The 20,520-nt window shown below is 73.4% G+C and carries 13 protein-coding genes and 1 tRNA gene; 4 read left to right on the top strand and 10 right to left on the bottom strand.

From position 1 onward, the window contains the following. Positions 1 to 65: 65 nt before the first annotated feature. From EV372_RS13060 to EV372_RS13025, 8 genes are all read right to left on the bottom strand, one after another. The gene (locus EV372_RS13060; RefSeq protein WP_130396233.1) at positions 66 to 1,589 is read right to left on the bottom strand and encodes an alpha/beta hydrolase; all 1,524 of its coding nucleotides are present in this window, start codon (positions 1,587 to 1,589) and stop codon (positions 66 to 68) included. A 294-nt stretch (positions 1,590 to 1,883) separates the two neighbouring features. Then, positions 1,884 to 3,056, bottom strand: coding sequence for a DNA polymerase III subunit delta' (locus EV372_RS13055; protein WP_130396232.1), 1,173 nt, complete (start codon positions 3,054 to 3,056; stop codon positions 1,884 to 1,886). A 212-nt stretch (positions 3,057 to 3,268) separates the two neighbouring features. After that, the gene (gene tmk / locus EV372_RS13050) at positions 3,269 to 5,392 is read right to left on the bottom strand and encodes a dTMP kinase (RefSeq protein ID WP_130396231.1); all 2,124 of its coding nucleotides are present in this window, start codon (positions 5,390 to 5,392) and stop codon (positions 3,269 to 3,271) included. A 288-nt stretch (positions 5,393 to 5,680) separates the two neighbouring features. Then, positions 5,681 to 8,521, bottom strand: a complete 2,841-nt coding sequence (gene topA / locus EV372_RS13045) for a type I DNA topoisomerase (RefSeq protein WP_130396230.1) — start codon at positions 8,519 to 8,521, stop codon at positions 5,681 to 5,683. Positions 8,522 to 9,162: 641 nt separating this feature from the next. Next, the gene (locus tag EV372_RS13040) at positions 9,163 to 10,494 is read right to left on the bottom strand and encodes a hypothetical protein (protein WP_130396229.1); all 1,332 of its coding nucleotides are present in this window, start codon (positions 10,492 to 10,494) and stop codon (positions 9,163 to 9,165) included. A gap of 319 nt (positions 10,495 to 10,813) precedes the next feature. Then, entirely contained in the window at positions 10,814 to 11,581 is a 768-nt protein-coding gene (locus EV372_RS13035) for a chaplin (protein WP_130396228.1), read from the bottom strand. 164 nt (positions 11,582 to 11,745) lie between these two features. Beyond that, complete coding sequence (locus EV372_RS13030; protein ID WP_130396227.1) at positions 11,746 to 12,783, bottom strand: hypothetical protein; 1,038 nt, start codon at positions 12,781 to 12,783, stop codon at positions 11,746 to 11,748. A 223-nt stretch (positions 12,784 to 13,006) separates the two neighbouring features. Continuing rightward, positions 13,007 to 14,329: a M20/M25/M40 family metallo-hydrolase gene (locus tag EV372_RS13025; RefSeq protein ID WP_130396226.1), complete on the bottom strand. Its 1,323-nt coding sequence runs from the start codon at positions 14,327 to 14,329 to the stop codon at positions 13,007 to 13,009. A 144-nt stretch (positions 14,330 to 14,473) separates the two neighbouring features. Here EV372_RS13025 and EV372_RS13020 point away from each other — a divergent pair. Continuing rightward, a tRNA-Leu gene (locus EV372_RS13020) sits at positions 14,474 to 14,558 on the top strand. Between the two features lie 347 nt (positions 14,559 to 14,905). On the opposite strand, the gene EV372_RS13015 is transcribed toward EV372_RS13020, so the two are convergent. Continuing rightward, positions 14,906 to 15,775 carry an alpha/beta hydrolase gene (locus EV372_RS13015; RefSeq protein ID WP_130396225.1) on the bottom strand — a complete coding sequence of 290 codons (870 nt, stop codon included), beginning with the start codon at positions 15,773 to 15,775 and terminating at the stop codon, positions 14,906 to 14,908. A 359-nt stretch (positions 15,776 to 16,134) separates the two neighbouring features. Between EV372_RS13015 and EV372_RS13010 the strand changes: the two genes are divergently transcribed. Beyond that, a complete protein-coding gene (locus EV372_RS13010) occupies positions 16,135 to 16,713 on the top strand; it encodes a TetR/AcrR family transcriptional regulator (protein WP_130396224.1) in 579 nt (192 codons plus the stop codon). An 87-nt stretch (positions 16,714 to 16,800) separates the two neighbouring features. On the opposite strand, the gene EV372_RS13005 is transcribed toward EV372_RS13010, so the two are convergent. Next, complete coding sequence (locus EV372_RS13005) at positions 16,801 to 18,345, bottom strand: S1 family serine peptidase (RefSeq protein WP_130396223.1); 1,545 nt, start codon at positions 18,343 to 18,345, stop codon at positions 16,801 to 16,803. A 284-nt stretch (positions 18,346 to 18,629) separates the two neighbouring features. On the opposite strand from EV372_RS13005, the gene EV372_RS13000 reads away from it, so the two are divergent. Together EV372_RS13000 and EV372_RS12995 are read left to right on the top strand one after the other, a co-directional pair. After that, entirely contained in the window at positions 18,630 to 19,304 is a 675-nt protein-coding gene (locus tag EV372_RS13000; protein ID WP_130396222.1) for a response regulator transcription factor, read from the top strand. Continuing rightward, on the top strand, positions 19,301 to 20,437 hold the full coding sequence (locus EV372_RS12995) for a sensor histidine kinase (protein ID WP_130396221.1): 1,137 nt from the start codon (positions 19,301 to 19,303) through the stop codon (positions 20,435 to 20,437). Before EV372_RS13000 ends, EV372_RS12995 begins: the two co-directional genes overlap by 4 nt. Positions 20,438 to 20,520: the final 83 nt, after the last annotated feature.

The raw sequence follows: 20,520 nt of genomic DNA, 5'->3' as shown, positions 1-20,520 counted from the left end.
GTCACCATTCTAGCCCCTCGGCGGAGTGCCGGGGACACGGCGGCCTGCCCACCCGGCCGCCGGCCTCAGGCGCAGGCCATGCCGTCCTCGGGCACGGTGAGGTCGACCAGGTAGGCGTCCACGATCGCGTCGACGCACTGGTCGCCCATCCGGTAACCGGTGTGTCCGTCGCCGTCGCGGGTCACCAGGAAACCCGAGACGAGCTGCTCGGCGAGCGCCTCGGACCACGCGTACGGGGTGGCCGAGTCCCGGGTGGTGCCCAGCACCATGACGGGCGCGGCGCCGTCCCCGTCCAGCTCCACCGGCGGGTCGACCGCCTCCTCCGGCCAGTACGCGCAGGGCAGGGCGCCCCACGCCAGGCCGGGGCCGAAGATCGGCGACTCCTCACCGGCCTGGGCCGCGGCCTCGGTGTAGGCCTCCACGTCGCGCGGGCTGGGCGAGTCGGAGCAGTTCACCGCGATGAGCGCGGCCGTGGAGTTGACGTAGGCGTCCGTGTCACTGCGGCTGTAGAGGTCGTCGGCGAGCTGGAGCAGGAGGGTGCCGTCGCCCTCCGCACCGGCGGTGAGGGCCTCGCGCACGCGCGGCCACCAGTCCTCGGTGTAGAGCGCGGCGAGCACGCCCAGTTCGGCGCGGGCGCGGTTGACCTCCCGGTCGTCCATGCTGTTGGACAGGGGGTTCTCGGCGGTGTCGGCCAGGAAGGCGGTCAGCGCCCCGATCCCGTCGTCCACGCTGTCGCCGGGGGCGCTGAGCGGGCAGTCCGACCGGCTCAGGCAGTCCTCCACGAAGGCCCGCAGGGCGGTCTCGAACCCGGTCGCCTGCTGCACGCTGAGGTCGAGCTGCCCCTGGCTGGGGTCCACGGCGCCGTCGAGCACCAGGGCGCGGACGCGCTCGGGGAACTGCTCGGCGTAGTGGGCGCCGATGCTGGTGCCGTAGGAGGCGCCCAGGTAGGTGAGCTTCTCGTCGCCGAGCAGGGCGCGCAGCAGGTCCATGTCGCGGGCGACGTCGGCGGTGCCCACGTGCCGCATCAGCTCGGGGTGGTTGGCCTGGCAGGCCTCGACGAAGCCGCGGCTGTCCTCCTCCAGCTCGGCCAGCTCGGCCGCGGAGACCTCGGACATGTCGCCGTCTCCCTCGACGCTGTCCACCCCGCCGAGGAACTCGTCGATGCCCTCGGCGTCCAGACAGGTCAGCGGTGAGCTGCGGCCGACACCGCGCGGGTCGAACCCGACCACGTCGAACCTCTCGCGCACCGCGTCGCTGACGGTATAGGGGGCGTGGTCCACGAAGTCGTACCCGGAGCCGCCGGGCCCTCCGGGGTTGACGAGCAGGGAGCCGAGGACGTCACCGCCCTCGGAGGGGAAGCGCTTGACCGCGATCTCGATGCGCTCGCCGTCCGGATCCCCGTAGTCGAGGGGCACCTCGTAGGTGGCGCACTCGGTGCCGGACACTCCGCTCTCGCACTCGCCCCAGGCCAGCTCCTGGTCGGCGAAGGCCGCCAGGTCCTCGAAGAGCCCGGGCGCGACGCTTCCCTCCCTCTGCTGGTCGCCCTGCGCCGTGCACGCCGTCGCCAGCAGCACGGACCCGGCGAGCACGGCCGCCCACGGTCCCCGAACCCTCGTCGCCAACGGTGTCCCGCCCTCTCGTCACGTCCGACCGCGACCGACCTGTCGTCGGCGCCGCCCCATTCTCCACGACCGGCGCGGCCCGCACCGGTCCAACTCGCGTTTGTCTCCCCCGCCGGGGCGGTGTCGCGTCCCCCCGCCCGCCCCGCGACGGGCCCGCGCGGAGGGCCGCGCCCGCCACGAGAACGCCGGAACGGTGCCCGGGACGGCGGTTCCGCCCGCGGGGGAGGCCGCGACCGCGTCCCGCGCCCGCGGGGCGGCCGCCTATCCGGCCAGGAGGGCGGAGGTCATGGCCTCCATGGCGATCTGGGGGTGCACGTTCGCGGCGATGCGCTCCCGGCACTCCATGATGGCGTCGATCCTGCGCAGCGTGGACTCCGGTGTGCTGGAGCGGGCGACGCGTTCCAGGTCGCCGGAGCGCTCGGCCGTGGACATCTCCACCCTGGCGCCCAGCTGGAGGGTGAGCGCGTCCCGGTAGAACGCGACCAGGTCGAGCAGGGCGCGGTCGTAGGAGTCGCGCTTGATGCGGGTGGCACGGCGCTTCTGCCGCTCCTCCAGGTCCTTCATCGCGCCCGCGGAGCCGCGCATCGCCTTGGCCACGCCCTTGCCCGTGGAGCCCTCCCCGAACGCGGCCCGCAGCTCCTCCCTCTCCTTCTCGTCGAGCGCCGTGGTGAGGGCCTTGGACTCCTCCTCGGCGATCTCGTAGAGCCGGGCGGCGGAGGTGACGCACGCCCCGAGCCCGTCGAGCCGGGCGGGGATGGACAGCACCTCCTCCCGGCGTCTGCGCGCCTCGGGGTCGGTGGCCAGCTGCCGGGCCCGGTCGATCCGCCCGGAGGCGGCGACCGCCGCGGCGCGGGCGGTCTCGGCGTCGATCCCGTCGCGCTGGACGAGGGCGTCCACCAGCTCCCGGGTGCCGGGCGTGGCCAGGGTGACCATGCGGCAGCGCGAGCGGATGGTGACGAGCAGGTCGTCGGGGGTGGGGGTGCACAGCAGCCACACGGTGCGCGGCGAGGGCTCCTCCACCGCCTTGAGCAGGGCGTTGGAGGCGGCCTCGGTGGCGCGGTCGGCGTCCTCGAACAGCACGATCCGGAACCGCCCGCCGGAGGGTTTGGAGCCCGCGCGCAGCACGAGGTCGCGGGTGGCGGCCACACCGAAGCTCAGTCCGCTGGGCCGCACGTACAGCACGTCGGGGTGGGTGCCGGCGAGGGTCTGGTGGCAGGAGGCGCAGTGTCCGCAGCCGCCGTCCCGGCACTGGAGGGCGGCCGCGAAGGCCCGGGCGGCCTCCGAGCGGCCCGAACCGGGCGGCCCGGTGAACAGCCAGGCGTGGGTCATCCCCGTGCCCCGTCCGCCGGAGACGAGGTCGGCGGCCCCGGCGACGGCCCGCTGGAGCTGGCCCACCGTGGACCGCTGGCCGATGAGGTCGTCGAAGACCGTCATGCTTCCCTCCCACCGCTGGTGCTTCGGTCTTCAGGATAGGAGTCGGCGCCGACGCCCGGACCGTTGTCCACAGGCCGCTCTCCCCCCGGCGCTGCGCCGGGGGCGCTCCGCCCCCGCTCCGGAGCGGGCCCCGCCCGGACACGGGCGAGGGCCCCCTCCCCCGAGCGGGGCAGGGAGCCCTCGATGTGTCGGACGGCCCGGCCGCCTCGGCCTCAGCCCTGTCCGACCTCGTCGTTCCCGATCACCGGGATCATGCCGGTGACGGCCTCGGCGCTGCTCGGGACCGGGTCGGGCAGCAGGGAGCGCACCCGGCGCTGGATCTCGCGGGTGATCCTGTCCTGCGGCTCGCGGGCGTCGAGCACCAGGTAGCGCTCCGGCGCGGCCCTGGCCAGCTCCAGGAAGCCCCGGCGGACCCGGTCGTGGAACTCCGCCGGCTCGCCCTCGATGCGGTCGGCCGGGCCGCCCAGGCGGGACAGGCCGTCCTCGGGCCGCACGTCGAGCAGCACCGTCAGGTCCGGGACCAGGCCCTGCGTGGCCCAGTCGCTGATCCGGCGGACCTCGTCCGAGGACAGGTCGCGCCCCGAGCCCTGGTAGGCCAGCAGGGAGTCCACGTAGCGGTCGCTGATGACGACCGCGCCGCGCCGCAGGGCGGGCAGGATCTCCTGCTGGACGTGGTCGGCCTTGTCGGCCGCGTAGAGCAGCACCTCGGCGCGCGGGGTGATGTGCGAGTTCTCCCGGTCCAGGAGCAGGCCGCGCAGGCGCATGCCGAGCTTGGTCGCTCCCGGCTGGCGGGTGCCGACCACCTCGAACCCCTGGTCGCGCAGCCACACCGTCAGCTCGCGCACCTGGGTGGACTTGCCCGCGCCCTCGCCGCCCTCGACGACGATGAACGCGCCCGCGGGCCTGGACTCCTCGTCCTCCTCCGGCGCGATCGCGACGCCGCGCAGCGCCGCGAACAGCTCCGGGAGCAGACCGGGACCGGCCTCGGGGTCGTCCCGGCGGTTCATCCGCCGGTAGCAGACCAGCGCCACGACCAGGACGGCCAGGCCGGAGAGCATGAGGACGAGGCCGCTGCCGCGCAGGTCGTAGCTCAGGGGGCCGACCGGGATCCGGTAACTGCCGATGAGCCCGGCGGCCAGCGGGGCGAGCACGGCGGCGCCGACCAGGGTGACGCGGGCGGCGCCGTGCAGGAAGGCGAAGGCGGAACTCCGGTGCTCGTCCTCCACCTCGCGGTCGAACACCGCCAGGCCGATCACGCAGGCGATACCCGCGCCCACGCCGAGCAGCGCGGTGAGCACGGCGGTGAGCACCATGTCGGCGACGGCCCCGGCGAACAGCAGGGCCAGCCCGGCGAGGGCGATGCTCAGACCGAACAGCCGGCTGCGGCTGAACTGCTTGAGGACGCGCGGCCCGGCCAGCATGCCCAGGGCCAGGCCCGCGAAGACCGCGGCGAAGACCACGCCGAAACCGGCGTTGCCCGCGCCCAGGCCCTCGACGTGCACGCGGCCGACACCGATGACCACGCCCCCGGCGGCCAGGACGCAGAGCATGCCCGGAACCAGGCCGCGCACGCGGGGCGTGCCGCCCGCGTGGCGCCGACCGGTCCCCAGCGCGCGCAGGATGCCGCTGTCGCGGGTGTCGCTCTCCGCGTCCTTGGAGGGCTTGTGCTTGGGGATCGGCAGCCCGGCGACGACGACCGCCGCGACGACGAAGGTGAGGCCGTTGAGGTAGAGGGCGACGTCGGCCTCGGGGCTGGCCATGGAGGGCAGGAACGCGCCGAGCACGTTGCTGACCGAGGCGAGCGCGGCGAACAGCAGCGCCGCGACGGGCGCGGTGCCGTAGGCGGTGAGCAGGCTCAGCCGGTTGGCCTGCCCCAGCAGCTTGCGGGGCACCAGGTTGGGGACCGTGGCGTCCTTGGCCGGGGTCCAGAACAGGGCGACGACCTCGGCCAGGAGGGTGGCGATGAGCAGCCACTCCAGGGCGAAGCCGGGGAAGAGGAGGCCCACGACCGGGATGGAGACGTACAGCACGGCGCGCAGGACGTCGCCGACCACCATCGTCCACCTGCGGTCGAGGCGGTCGGCGACCGATCCGACCAGGGGGCTGAGCAGGATCGACGGGGCGAGCTTGATCGCCACGACGCCGCTGACGGCCAGGTACTGGACGAGCTGGGATCCGTCGGCGGTGAAGACGGTCGCCAGGGACACCAGTGCCAGCAGGCTGAGCCAGTCGCCCAGGCTGGAGAGGGAGAGAGAGATCCACAGCCTTCGGAAGGGTGTGATCGCAAGAACGTTGCGCGCCTCGGCCGGCGCTCCCAGGGGTGCAGATCTGCTCATAGCGCTCAAGATTATCGGTGAGGGGGAGAGGGAAGGACGGATCGCGGACCCGCCTCAGAATCGTTGGATGGCTCCGGGGACCGCGCACGTTTCCGCGTTCCCGTGAGTCCTGCCAAGCGTAGTACGGAAGGCTGCTCCCGCACAGGGGTTGAGGGTGCGCCCACCCGGGGCGAACACGCGGGAGACCGCCCACCCGGACACCCCCCGTCGGGAGGTGTCCGGGTGAGCCTACGCGTGCCGGGGCCCGGGAGACGAATCCCGGCCGCTCCCCGCCGCCCCGCCCCGCGCCTACTCCTCCGGGGCGGGGTCGGAGGCGCCGGCCCCCTTGGCCGGTGACTTCCTGGCCGTCGTGGAGGCGGACGCCTTCTTGGCCGCCGTGCCCGTCTTCTTGGCCGTCGTGGAGGTCTTCTTGGCGGGCGCCTTCTTCGCGGCGGGCTTCTTGGTCGCGGGCTTCTTGGCGGGCGCCTTGGCGCGGCGCTCGGCCAGCAGCTCGGCGGCCCGCTGGTCGGTGATCGACTCCACCTCGTCGCCCTTGCGCAGGGAGGCGTTGACCTCCCCGTCGGTGACGTAGGGGCCGAACCGGCCGTCCTTGATCACCATCTTGGCGCCCGAGGCCGGGTCCTCCCCCAGCTCGCGCAGCGGCGGGGTTGCGGCGCGACGGCCGCGCTGCTTGGGCTGGGCGAACAGCGCCGCGGCCTGCTCCAGGGTGACCGTGAACATCTGCTCCTCGGTCTCCAGGGAGCGGCTGTCGGTGCCCTTCTTGATGTAGGGGCCGAACCGGCCGTTCTGCGCGGTGACGTCCTCGCCGTCGATCTGGCCGACCACGCGCGGCAGCGACAGCAGGCGCAGCGCGTCCTCCAGGGTGACGGTGTCCAGGCTCATCGACTTGAGCAGCGAGCTGGTGCGCGGCTTGACCTTGGCCTTGGCCCTGGTCTTGGCCTTGCCCTCCTCGGCCTCCCGCGGCTCCTCGATCACCTCGGTGACGTAGGGGCCGAACCGCCCGGTCTTGGCCACGATGACGCGGCCGGTCTCGGGGTCGGTGCCCAGCTCCCGGTCGCCGCTGGGCTGGGCGAACAGCTCCTCGGCCTTGTCCACGGTCAACTCGTCCGGGGCCAGGTCCTCGGGCACGTTCACCCGCACGCCGTCCCGGTCCAGGTAGGGGCCGTAGCGCCCCACCCGCAGCACGATGTCGGTGCCGGGAAGCGGCAGGGAGCTGATCTCCTTGGGATCGATGTCGGAGAGGTTGTCGTTGACCAGCTCCTTGAGCCCGGTCTCCCGCTGGCCCTCGGTGTCCTCGCCGCCGAAGTAGAAGCGGCGCAGCCACGGCAGGCTCTCGGCCTCCCCCCGGGCGATGTCGTCGAGCACGTCCTCCAGGCGCGCGGTGAACTCGTAGTCCACCAGGTTGCCGAAGTGGCGCTCCAGCAGCTGCACCACGGCGAAGGCCAGGAAGGACGGCACCAGCGCCGTGCCCTTCTTGAACACGTAGCCGCGGTCCAGGATGGTGCCGATGATCGAGGCGTAGGTGGAGGGGCGGCCGATCTCGCGCTCCTCCAGCTCCTTGACCAGGGTGGCCTCGGTGTAGCGCGCGGGCGGCCGGGTGCTGTGCCCCTCGGCCTCCAGGTTCTGGGCCTTGAGCGGGTCGCCCTCCGACATCGCGGGCAGGCGGCGCTCGCGGTCGTCCAGGTCGGCGGCCGGGTCGTCGGAGCCCTCCACGTAGGCCTTGAGGAACCCGTGGAAGGTGATGACCTTGCCGGTCGCGCTGAACTCGGCGACCTCGCCGCCGGAGGAGGTGCCCTCGATGCGCACGGTGACGGACTCGCCGACCGCGTCCTTCATCTGGGAGGCGACGGTGCGCTTCCAGACCAGCTCGTAGAGCCGGAACTCGGGGCCGGACAGGCCGGTCTGGGCGGGCGTGCGGAAGGTGTCGCCGGACGGGCGGATCGCCTCGTGGGCCTCCTGGGCGTTCTTGACCTTCTTGGCGTACACGCGCGGCTTGTCGGGCAGGTAGTCGCCGCCGTAGAGGCTGCGCACCTGGGAGCGGGCGGCCTTGACCGCGCTGTCCGACAGCGTGGTGCTGTCGGTGCGCATGTAGGTGATGTAGCCGTTCTCGTACAGCCGCTGGGCGACCTGCATGGTCTGCTTGGCCGACAGGCCGAGCTTGCGGGACGCCTCCTGCTGGAGGGTGGTGGTGCGGAACGGCGCGTAGGGCGAGCGGCGGTAGGGCTTGCGCTCCACCGAGGAGACCGAGAACCCGGCGCCGGACAGCCGCTCGGCGAGGCCGCGCGCCGCGGCCTCGTCCAGCTGGCGGACGGGGCGGTCCGAGCGCAGCGTGCCCTGCGGGGTGAAGTCGCGGCCCGCGGCGACGCGGGTGCCGTCCACGGAGACGAGGGCGGCGGGGAAGGTGGCGGGGCCTTCGGCGACACCGGCCTCGGTGGCGTCGAAGAGGGCCTTGAGGTCCCAGTACTCGGCGGAGGTGAACGCCATGCGCTCGCGTTCGCGCTCGACCACCAGGCGGGTGGCCACGGACTGCACGCGGCCCGCCGAGAGCTTGGGCATGACCTTCTTCCACAGCACGGGGGAGACCTCGTAGCCGTAGAGGCGGTCCAGGATGCGCCGGGTCTCCTGTGCGTTGACCAGGCGGGTGTTCAGGTCGCGGGTGTTGTGGGCCGCGCGCTGGATGGCGTCCTTGGTGATCTCGTTGAAGACCATGCGGCGGACGGGGATGCGGGGCTTGAGCTCCTCCAGCAGGTGCCAGGCGATCGCCTCGCCCTCGCGGTCCTCATCTGTCGCGAGGAGGAGTTCGTCGGCGTCGGCCATGAGCTCCTTGAGCTTCTTGACGTGCGCCTTCTTGTCGGTGTTGACCACGTAGAGCGGCTCGAAGTCGCCGTCGACGTCCACCCCGAGCCGGGCCCACGCCTGCCCCTTGTACTTGGCGGGGATCTCGGCGGCCTTGTTGGGCATGTCGCGGATGTGGCCGATGCTGGACTCCACGACGTAGCCGCGCCCCAGATAACCGGCGATGGTCTTCGCCTTGGCCGGTGACTCGACGATGACGAGGGCGGTGCCCGCCCCCTGTCGTCCGCTGTCCTTCGAGCCGTTCTTGCCGGCGCTGCCCTTCGTGGGTGGCACGCTCTTCCCCTACGTCTAGCCCTACGTGATCTTTCCGGCCGCGGTCTGTCGGAAGCTCCTGGGAACCGACAGTAACCGAAACTCCAGGCGCTCCCCCCGTCGGTGGGCGGGAGGGACTGCCCCCTCCGCGGGTGAGGGCTCCGTCGCTCTGGGTGGACACCCGGCCCACGCCCACCGGCACCCGCAGAATAAGCGCTTCCCGAACCGGTACCGGTCCGTAGCGTACGTGAGCCGCCCCGGCAACGTGGGCCGGTTGGCCAGCACCGCCTCTGACGAGCACCCCTAACGGCCCCCGCGAGTGACTTCGGTCACACTTGACGGTGACCGAGTGTCTGCTTTCCCCAGAATGCGGCGAGTCCTCCCGGATATTCCCGGGAGGACTCGGCTCACGTCACGGGCTGACGGCCAGCTCCTCCGCGCTCCCGCAGTCCACCGCGTTCCTCACGGAACGGGAGTGCGGAGGCGGGTCGTCGTGGCCCGTCGACGCGTACGGCACGCGTTGTGCCGGTCCGGGATCGCGCTCCGTGTCCGACGCCGCCCTGTGGGATACGGCACCCCGCAGTCCACCGCGTTCCTCACGGAACGGGACGCCGTACTCCCTCAGGCCCGCACGGACGCGGGCGCGATCCCCTGTTCTGTCGTTACAGGCCCACGCCCGCGGCGCCGAGCAGCTCGTTGACCGGGTCGGCCACACCCACGGGGGCGGACTCGGGCAGCTGGTCGGCGTGCTCGGGAGCGTGCTGCTCCACGGCCTGACGGGTGGTCTCGCTCACCTCGTACTCGACGGGCAGCATGTCCGAGACCGGGATCTCGGGCAGCTCCTGCACCAGGGGCAGGGCGTCCAGGGCGCTGGACTGGGCCTCGGGCGCGCTCTGGTGCACGACCGCGGCCCCGTCGCCGGTGCTGCTGGCGCCGGCCAGGCTCGCGACCGCCGCGATGGCGTTGCCGGAGACGTTGACCGGGACCTCGCCGTCCGCGACCAGCTGGTTGCCGCCGACCGCGGAGCCGTTGCCCGAGGTGACGACGTGCTCCTCCCCCTCCAGCACCAGGGCGCCGGTGTCGGTGGAGGCCGCACCCGCCACGCCGCCGACCGCGCCGATGGCGTTGCCCGCGACGTTGACCGGCACGTCCAGGTCGACCACGGCCTGGTTGCCGCCCACCAGCGAGCCGTTGCCCGAGGTCGCGATGGACTGGTGCTCGCGCGGGGCCGACTGGTGCTCACGGGGCGCCGACTGGCGCAGCACGCCCGCGTTCACACCGGAGGTGTCCGGCAGCGGCAGGATGGTGGCGTTCTCCGCGGCCTCGTGCACCAGGTCCATGGCCGTGTACTCGGCGGGCGCGGAGTGGTGCTCGCGGTGCCCGTGGCCGTGGCCGTCGTGCACCAGGGCGCCGGTGTCGGTGGCCGCGGCGCCGGCCACGCCGCCGACCGCGCTGATCGCGTTGCCCGCGACGTTGACCGGCACGTCCAGGTCGACCACGGCCTGGTTGCCGCCGAGCAGCGAGCCGTTGCCGGAGGTGGCGGCGTCGGGGCTGTGGTGGTGGTGACGGTGGCCGTGCTGGTGCTCGACCACCGCGGCGCCGGTGTCGGTCGTGCTGGCGCCCGCGATCCCGGCCACGGCGGCGATCGCGTTGCCCGAGACGTTCACGGGGATCTCGCCGTCCACGACCAGCTGGTTGCCGCCGATCGCGGAGCCGTTGCCCGACGTGGCCGCGTCGGGGCCGTGCTGGTGGTCGACCACGGCCGCGCCGGTGTCGGTGCTGCTGGCGCCGGCCGTGCCCAGGACGGCGCCGATCGCGTTGCCGGAGACGTTCACGGGGACGTCCCCGTTCACGACCGCCTGGTTGCCGCCCAGCAGGGAACCGTTGCCGCTCGTGACGGCCTGGCTGTCCGCGAAGGCCACGCCGCTGCCCAGAGCGACGAAACCGGCTGTCAGGAGCACCGACTTCGCGGATGTGCTGACCCACTTACGCATGTGGGAGGTCCTTTCAAACATGTCGATGAGAAGGTGTGTGCTCGGGCCACAGGCCGTTCCACGCCCCTGGGTGGGGTGCGGGCCTTCGGCCAAGGCCGGGGTTTCCTCCGGTCCGCCTCACACCTGGAAGGTGCGTGCTACCGGTACTGGGAGAGTGCGCCGCGGTCCCGCTCCGCTGGTTGCGGCGGGACGCGCGCACCCCGTCCATCAGCCCCGCCCCGGAGGGCGGCGGCTGACGTGAACCCCGCGCACATGGCCTTGGCCGGTGCTACGGGACTCGCGTCAGCCCCCGGGCCGCGAACGGCCCGGGAGGCCGGGGTCAGGCGCGGGCGCGGCGCCTGCCGAACAGGAGCAGTCCGGCGCCCGCGGCGATCGCGGCGGCGGCGCTGGCGAACAGCCCGCTCAGGGCGCTGCCGTCGGTGCCGGTCCGGGCCAGCTCCGGGGCGGGTGCCGGGGGCTCCTCGTCCGTGGCGGGCGGGGAGACGGGCTCCTCGGGCGTGCCGCCACCGCCGCCGTTGCCGCCGTCGTGGCCACCGCCACCGCCGCCGCCACCGTGGTGGCCACCGCCGCCACCGCCGTGGTCGCCGCCGCCACCGCCGTGGTCGCCGCCGCCACCGCCGTGGTCGCCGCCGCCGTAGCCGTCGTCGTGACCGCCGTCGTGGCCGCCGCCGTCGTGGCCGCCACCGTCGTGACCGCCGCCGTCGTGACCGCCGTCATCGGGCTTCCCCCCGTAGCCGGGCTTCTCCGGCTCCTCGGGGTTCTCGGGCTTCTCCGGGGTCTCCGGCTTCTCGGACTCGTCCGGGGTCTCGGGCTCCTCGGGCTTCTCGGGCGTCCAGGTGGAGCTGTCGTCCTCCACCACGGCCCCGCTGTCGGTGCACTGGGCACCCGCGACGCCGAGGACGGCGATCGCGTTACCGCAGGCGTTGACGGGGACGTCCAGGTCGGCCACGAGCTGGTTGCCGCCGAGGATGGAACCGTTTCCACTGGTCGTGGCCGTGGTGTCGGCGTAGGCCACTCCGGCGCCGGCGGCGGTGAAGAATCCCGCGGCCACCAGTGCGGCGATACGGGCGTGCGTGTGGTAGGTCATCGCGTGTCCTTTGGTCAACGAGAAAGATCGGCCAGCTGCTCGTGGACCGCGGACGGAGAGCTTCGTGCTCCGGGGAAGCCGGGGAGAAGGCACGCCCGCCGGATTCGGCGAGGCGGCTGCGCGCAGAGGAGCGCACGGACCGGCCGCGGTCGTGGAGGACGCGGCTAGTCGGGAGCGAAGGAGGGGTCGTCCGCGGCGTCGCGGACAACCAGGGTGGGGTCACCGGGAAGGGCGACCCGCTGGGCCCGGGGAGCCAGGTGGTCGGCCCGGGCCGTCAGGAACCCGGCGGCGCCGGGCGCGGGGAAGGACGGAGCCGCGGCGCCGGTGGCGTCCGCTCCGGCCTGGTGGTACCCGCCGCCCGCGATGAGGCGGATGCGCTCACCGGGGTCGTCGCCGCTCGGCGCCCGGTCGGCGCCCTCGTCGGCGACCCGGTGCCAGACGGACGGGTCCACGGGAGCGTGGACGGCCGTCACCCCGCCGGTGCGGTCCCCGTCGCCTTCCTCGCCGGAGCCCTCGTCCTCGTCGGACGCGGAGCGCTTGGGCGCGGGTGCGGTCGGGGAGAGTTCGTCGGCGCCGCCGAGGACGGGCAGTCCGAGCGGCGTCGCGGTGCCCGCGGAGCCGCCGATCCGGTCCTGCACGGCCCGGGTGGACTCGGCGAGCCCCTCGGAGACCGTGCCCACCAGGCTGCTGTCACGCAGCGAGCGGTCGGTGGACTCCACCACGTCGTGGCCCCTGAGGGCGATGCCCTCGACGAGGTCGCCCGCGCCGCGCGCGGTCTCGTCGACGGCCCGCGTGGTGTCATCGACCGCCCTGTTGGCGGCGGATCCGGTCCTGGTCCGCTCCAGGGCCGCGGTCACGCCGGTCCCGTCCAGGGTCTCGGCGGGAAGAGCGGCCGTCTGGGGCACCACGGTGTCGGTGAGCGACTCCGTGGCCGACGCGGCGCGGGCCGTGGCGTCGGAGAGGCGGGCGCCGCGGATCTCCTCGGCGGCGGCCTGTCCGGTGCGTCCGGTCCCGTCGCCGACCTCCAGCACGCGGTCGACCAGGCCACCGGACTCGGGGGCGGTCTCGCCGTGGGCGACACCGATCCCCCCGGCCAGCCATGCGACGGCGACGATGCCGGACAGGAGCAGCAGCCGGGCGGGGCTCAGGGCCATGCGGGCAGCGCGACTGGAGACCAGCCACTCCTTGCCCGCGAGCACCATGGATGCCCCCCGTTTCGCTGCTACTGGACGGTCCCGTGCGGTGGTCCCGCCACGGTCACACGGCGGTGCCGTTCCGCGCCCGCGAAGGCGGGCGGGGAGCCGAGCACCGTCGAACTCACAGCAACACTAACATCACGTTCGGTGACGGGAAGCCGGATTGCGAACCGCGCCGAAAAAGTTCTCGGCGCGGTTCGGCTGAGGGGACGGCGCAAAGCGCCCGGGGTCAGCTCAACCCGACGAAACGGTCCAGGACGCGGACCCCGAACCGGAGGCCCTCGATCGGGACGCGCTCGTCCACCCCGTGGAACATGCCCGCGAAGTCCAGCTCCGGGGGCAGCTGGAGGGGGGCGAAACCGTAGTTGCGCACCCCGAGCCGCGAGAAGCTCTTGGCGTCCGTCCCCCCGGAGAGGCAGTAGGGGACGGCCTTGGCGCCGGGGTCCTCGGCCAGCAGCGACTCCGACATGGCGCTGACCAGGCCGCCGTCGAAGGAGGTCTCCACCGCGGGCAGGTGGTGGATGAACTCGCGGCTGACCTTGGGGCCCAGCAGCCGGTCGATCTCGGCGAAGTACGCGTCCTCGGTGCCCGGCAGGAAGCGGCCGTCCACCTGGGCGGTGGCCTCGCCCGGGATGACGTTGGCCTTGTAGCCGCCGCCCAGGACCGTGGGGTTGAGGGTGTTGCGCAGGGTGGCGCCGATCATGCGCGCGATGGGGCCCAGGCGGGCGACCGTGGCGTCCGCGTCCCGCTCGTCGAAGGGGATGCCGAACTCCTCGCAGATCTCCTCCAGGAAGGTCCGCACGGTCGGTGTGAGCTGGACGGGGAACCGGTGCTCGCCCAGGCGGGCGACGGCCGCCGCCAGTTCGGTGACGGCGTTGTCGGTGTTGACCATCGAACCGTGCCCGGCGGTGCCGCGCGCGGTCAGCTTCATCCAGGCGATGCCCTTCTCGGCGGTCTCGATGAGGTAGAGGCGCCGGTTCTCCTTGACCGTGAACGAGAAGCCGCCGACCTCGCTGATCGCCGAGTCGCAGTCGGCGAACAGGTCGGGGTGCTCGTCGACCAGGTACTGGGCGCCCCACGTGCCCCCGGCCTCCTCGTCGGCGAGGAAGGCCAGCACGATGTCGCGCGGGGGACGGCGGCCCTCGCGCAGGCGCTGGCGCAGCATCGCCAGGACCATCGCGTTCATGTCCTTCATGTCGACCGCGCCGCGGCCCCACACGCAGTCGTCGGCGACCTCGCCCGCGAAGGGGTGGTGGGTCCAGTCCTCCGGGGCCGCCGGAACGACGTCGAGGTGGCCGTGGATGAGCAGCGGGGGGCGACTGGAGTCCTCCCCCGTGATCCGGGCCACGACGTTGCTGCGTCCCGGGTGCTTCTCGTAGATCCTCGACTCGACGCCGACCTCGTCGAGCTTGGCCGCCACGTACTCGGCCGCCTTGCGCTCCCCGGGTCCCGAGTGGTCGCCGTAGTTGGAGGTGTCGAACTCGATGAGCTCCCGGCACAGGTCGACCACCTCGACCTCGGCCGCGCTCAGTTCCCTGCCTGGCTCCGCCATCTGACGCTCCCGTCCAGCCGCACCTTGTCGCCCTACTGTTCCACCGACCCTGCCATGTCTTCCACCGGCGGAAAACATGGTTCGCGCGGTGTTCGACCTTTGCTATGGTTGACGTGTTCGGCGCGGGAGCGCCGAGCACACCCGGTCCGGGTGGCGGAATAGGTAGACGCGCTAGCTTGAGGTGCTAGTGGCCGTTAAGGCTGTGGGGGTTCAAGTCCCCCCTCGGACACAAACGAAGGCCCTGCTCGCAGGGCCTTTTTTCATGCCCGGGTCGCGGCGGGGGTGCGACCGGAGTGGATCGCCCGAAGAGGGACGCCGCCTAACTCAGCGGCGCGGGCCCGCGTGCCCGGGAGCGCGTGGCGCGGTCGTCACCCGACCCGCGCACAACACCGCCGCCGGGCGCGGTGGGCCCTCGTGCGCGGGACGGCCCGAACGATGGTTGGGTCGCCCGCCCCGCGTCCCGCCCGCCACGGGCCGTTCGCGGCGGAGGCGGACGCGGGTCCTGTGCCGTCTCCCAGGACGGACGGGGGGCGAGGGGCCGGTGACGCGCTCCCGGTCGGCGGGGAACAGCGTCAGCTAGCGCACGTGGCACGCCTTCAGGTAGCTCAGGAACGACGCCTGTAGCCCGGTGACGTGCGTCTCCCGCAACAACGCGTGCGAAATCCGCTCCGACCGCCCCTTGGCGTGCAACTGTTCCACCGTCGTCAGGACGTGGCGGGCCATCCCGCGATAGAACGGGATGTCTCCCAGCAGCTCGGCCTCGTTCAGCGTGATGTGCAGCCGTGGAGCGGCCTCGTCCTCACCGGGTTCCGGCAGGGCTTCGACGAGGGCGAAGATCCGGCTGTCCGCGCTGGCCACACCGGGGCTGCCCGCACCGACGCTCGCGAAGGGTCCTGTCCCGCGCAGCCACGCGTAGAGGGCGAAGAGGCCTCCGTAGGAGTAGCCGAAGAGGCCGTGGCCGGACTCGCTGACACGCAGTCTCGACCGCAGGTGAGGGTGGAGTTCGCCGGTCAGGAAGTCGAGGAAGACGTCGGCCCGGGTTTCCCGCAGCTCCGCGAGGTAGGCGTCGACCTGCTCCTGGGTCATCGCACCCGACTCGCGGGCTGCCGCGAGGGTGGACAGCATGTCGTCACCGACGGGTTCCCCCGGCGGCACGAGGTCGCGGTTGCGGATGTGCGCCCAGTCCGCGGCCTCCTCACCGGCGTACCCGACGCTGACCTGGATGTAGGGGGCGATCGTCAGGTACGGGTCCGCCTGGGTGACGATGAGGGGCGCGGTGAGGCCGACCGTCCAGTTGCCGTCCAACACGTAGATCAGCGGTAGGTGGTCCGTGGAGTCCGCGTAACCGGGGGGTGTGGTCACCCAGACGCCGTAGCGGTGCCCCGACCGCGCGGTGACCTCCAGGTACTCCGTGTCCGGCAGGCAGCCGTGCAGTATCTCGCCCATCGGGCTTCTCCCTTCGTGATGCGGCCGTCCTTCACGAGGAGGACGGCCGTGTCCGGATCGGCGAACGCCGCCGCGTCCTGGAGCGGGTCCCGCCGCCAGGCGACCATGTGGGCCCGCATCCCCACCCGGACCGTCCCGACCGTCCCGCCCAGGCCGAGGATGCCGGCGTTGACGCTGGTGGCCGACACGGGCGCTCGCACGGGCGGCTCCGGCTCGACGCGCAGGCGCGGCTCCCCCGGCGAACCGGACATCGGCCGGGGGACCTCGTTCCCCGGGACTGCGCCCCACCGTACTCAACAGTGGTGAATTCGCCGTACGGTAACGTACTCAACAGTGGTGAACCCGTCAAGGGAGGCAGTGTGAGGTCACCGGTCGGGGAAGGCAGGGAGCGCCTCCTCCAGGCGCTGTTCGAGGAGTACGGCGAGAGCGGCCCCAGCCCGAACCTGTCGATGCGCCAGGTGGCGGAGCGGCTCGGCGTACACCACACGCTGCTGACCTACCACTTCGGGTCGCGGCCGGGACTCCTGCGCGCCGTGCTGCTGGAGGCGCGCCGCCGCGACAACCTCGTCATCGCCGCGACCGGCGGCGAACTCGGATTCGCCGCCCTGTGCAGGGCCGTGTGGAGCTTCTACGCGAACGACGCGCACGAGGACCGGATCCGCGCCTTCTTCCACCTGGTCGGGCTCGCGGTGTACGAGCACGACGTCTTCCAGGAGTTCGTCGCCGACATCGACGACCTGGCCTCCCTCCTCGAAGCGGCCGCTCTTCGCGACGGACACACCGCGGCGGACGCGAGGCAGCGGAGCATCATCGCGACCTCGTGCCTGCGGGGGCTGTTGCTGCAGAGGCTGCTGGCCCCCTCCGCCGAGGTCGACGCCGCGGCCGAGCGCTTCATCACGTCGTGGGCGGCGTCCGGGGGCGGCAGCCCGGCGCCGTGAACCACGAGGACGCGGTGGGCGGCGCCGGGGCCGCGCACGGGCTCCCCGTCGCGGCCCCGCGGGCGTCGGGCGGGCCGACCGGAACGGTCAGGCCGACGCGGCGCCGGTGAGGGAACAGCCCCGGCGTGACAGGTCCAGCTCCGAACGGCCGGTCAGGCAGGCCGGGACCGTGTGGACCTGCTGGCCGTAACCGCGTCCCCGCTCGAAGGTCACGTTCCCGTCCGCGTCCACCTCGCAGGGGTTGTCGTCGGTGCACTCCCCGCCGTCCCTGTTGTGGGTGTTGTGGACGCCCACGACGGTGGAACCGTCGGGGGCCAACAGCACCGAGCCGGACAGGCCCGGGTAGGGGAGGCATCCCTCGCCGGAGGCGTAGCGGATCGGGTCGTCCTGCCGGTAGCCGCCCTCGCGCAGGTGCGCGGGCACGGCCTCGACGGAGCAGTCCGAGCGGGTACCGGGAGAGACCATGGTCACCTCGTCGCCGGGGCGCACGGGGGTGGTACCGAGTTCGAAGGTCTTCGCCCCCTGGGAGGCCAGCTGCTCGTAGGTCCGGTCCAGGCGGTAGAGCGCGACGTCGGTTCCGGTCATCGTCGCGTACACCAGGCGCTCGGCCCGGGCGGTGACCCGGGGGTAGCCCCGGGGGTCGGCCACGGGCACCTCCAGGTCGGCGGGCCGGTCCACGAGGGCCTCCCCCGGCGCCGGCCGGCCCTCCCGTACGCAGTGGCCGTTGGTCAGCATCAGCGCGGGCGCGTCCGGCTCCGAGGCCGGGGTGCGCACCACCGAGCCCACGCAGCCCTGGAGGTCCACCATGCCCTCCACGTCCGGGATCTCGTCGTCCGGGGGCACGTCGGTACCGGAGACGACGCCGTCGATCCACCCGGTGTGCCGGGTGGCGTCGGTGAACAGCGTGGGCGCCCCCTCCCCGCTGGGACCGCTGACCACCCCGGCCAGCGCCCACGCGCCGTCCTCGCGGACCAGCGCGGGACCGCCCGAGTCCATGTTGGCCGCGGCCACGCTCCCGTCCCGGCTGCCGACGCACAACTCGCCCTCGACCGCCTGGCCGAGGCACGCCGAGGGCGGCTGCACCACGGTGTCGGCCTCCCGCAACCGTGTCGGGAAGCAGTCCGGGTTCCCGGTGTCGTCGCACGTCATGCCCCAGCCCATGATCCGCACCGGTGTCCCGGGCGGTGGCGGGGCCGAGGCGATGGGCAGCGGTCGGGCCTCGACGGGGTGCTCCAGGTGCATCAGGGCGAGGTCCCTGCCCCAGAAACCCCCCTCGTCCCCGCTCGTGGCCAGCCGGTAGTAGTGGTCGACCTCGGCCACCTCGCCTCCGGAGTCGGAGTCCGGCGACCCGACGCGGACGCTCCAGCCCCGCGGAACGCCCGTCCGCGCGTTGGTCGGGTTCTTGCCCGCGCAGTGGCTGGCGGTCAGCACCCACTCGGGAGCCAGGACGACGACCCCGCACCCGTGTCCGTCCGGGCGCGGCGGTGCGGGGTAGTCGGGCTGGAACGAGCCCATGAACTCATAGGGCCGTGTTGACGGGGTCCCGCCCACGATGGCGTGCGCCGGGACCGCGGTGACCGCGGTCGCGGTCACCGCGAGGACGAGACCGGACAGGAGAGTACGACTTCGCATGCGCCCGACCGTAGGAGGGCGGTTGTTGCGCGGATGTTTGGTCCTCGCGTCCGGAACCGCTCCCGCGCGGGCCCCGGCCTCCCCCGCCGGACCGGGCCCGCAGCCCGGGCGCGGGGCGGCCCGGCGGCCGGAAGGGCTGACGCACGGGCGCGTGCGCGGCGCCCAACGTTTTCGCAACAGGCCCCCGCCTATGCTGAACGGCCACGGAGCCGGGCCGCGCGGACGCCGGCGCCGTCGGCGGGGCGTGCCGGGACGCGGCAGCGATCGGAGCGGAAGGGGACACCGTGCGTGTGCTGATCGTCGAGGACGAGGTCTTCATGGCCGAGGCGCTCCAGGCGGGGCTGCGCCAGGAGGCCATCGCCGCCGACATCGCCCTCGACGGCGGCCAGGCGCTGGAGCGCGCCGCGGTCAACGACTACGACGCGATCGTCCTCGACCGGGACATCCCGGGGGTCCACGGTGACGACGTGTGCGCGGCGGTGGTGCGCGACCATCCCGGGACCAGGGTTCTGATGCTCACCGCCGCGACCCGGCTACGGGACAAGGTGGGCGGATTCGCCCTGGGCGCCGACGACTACCTCACCAAGCCCTTCGCGCTGGAGGAACTGGTCGTGCGCCTGCGCGCACTCGCCCGGAGGCCCTCGTCGTCCGTTCCGCCGGTCCTGGAATGGGGCGGCCTGCGTCTGGACCCGTACCGCAGGGAGGCCGACCGGGACGGGCGCCGTCTGAGGCTGCCCCGCAAGCAGTTCGCCGTCCTGGAGCTGCTCATCAGGGCGGAAGGGGGCGTGGTCAGCGCCGAGACGCTGCTGGAGAAGGTCTGGGACGAGAACGCCGACCCGTTCACCAGCGCGCCCCGGGTGACGATGTCGCAGCTGCGCAGGACCCTGGGCAGGCCGGACCCCATCGTCACCGTCCCCGGGGCCGGGTACCGCCTCGCGGCCCCCGGGGAGGAGCGGTGAACGCCCGCGTCCCCGCTCCGCCCGGGAGGAGGGGCAGCGCACGCCTGCGCCTGACCCTGAGTTACGCCGGTTTCCTCGTGGCGGCGGGCCTGGCGGTGCTGGCCGGGGTCTACGTGGTCCTGCGCTACGTCCCCGACTACCCGCTCACCGCGGCCAACCCGCGCGACTCCGGCGGCCCTGTCGTCCCCACCCGCGGGCAGATCCTCGACGCCGTCATCATGGTCTCCGGGGTCGTCCTGGTGGTGTTGGCCGTGATCGGACTCGTCGGGGGGTGGTTCCTCGCCGGATGGGTGCTGCGCCCCCTGCACCGGATCAACGAGGCGGTGCGCGTCGCCGCCTCGGGGCGGCTGGAGCACCGCATCCGGCTGCACGAGCGCAACGACGAGTTCCGACAGCTCGCCGACGCCTTCGACCACATGCTCGACCGCCTGGAGAACGCGTTCGAGACCCAGGAGCGCTTCGCCGCCAACGCCTCCCACGAGCTGCGGACCCCGCTGGCCGTGACGGCCACCCTCCTGGACGTGGCCCGCCGCGACCCGGAGGGGCAGGACGTCCCGCGCCTGGTCGAACGGCTCAGCGCCACCAACGCCCGGGCGGTCGAGCTCACCGAGGCCCTCCTGCGGCTGGCCGACGCGAATGCCGTGACCGCCGTCTCCGTGCCGGTCGACCTGGCCGACATCGTCCGCGGTGTCGTGGCCGAGGGCTCGGCGGAGGCCGAGCGCCGCGGGGTGCGGCTGTACCTCGCGTCGGCTCCGGCGCCGACGCTCGGCGACCCCGCGCTGCTCACCCAGCTCACGCAGAACCTGGTGCAGAACGCGTTGCGCCACAACGTGGGGCGGGGCGGGACGGCTTCGGTCAGCACCGGTCACGCCCCCGGCGCCGGGACCGTCCTGCGGGTCGACAACACCGGTCCGCACCACACGCCCGAGGCGGTGGCCCGGCTGCACGAACCCTTCCTGCGCGGGCAGGGCAGATTCGGGGCCGACCCGGGTCACGGGCTGGGCCTGGCCCTGGTCGCGCGGGTGGTCGAGGTCCACGGCGGCGCGCTGGACCTGCGACCGCGCGCGGGCGGGGGGCTGACCGTGACGGTCACGCTCCCCCGCCCGCACGGTCACCTCACGCCGTCACCGTAGAGGCTCCCCAGCCAAGCGGCGCGGTATTCGGCCCTGCTGGCGTTCACGCCCGCCCCGGCAGTCAGGCCGAGGACGAGGTTGCG

This window comes from Nocardiopsis sp. CNZ308 (assembly GCF_004217075.1).
The sequence above is the reverse complement of the archived record's forward strand: the minus strand, read 5'-3'. Positions and strand labels throughout refer to the sequence as shown.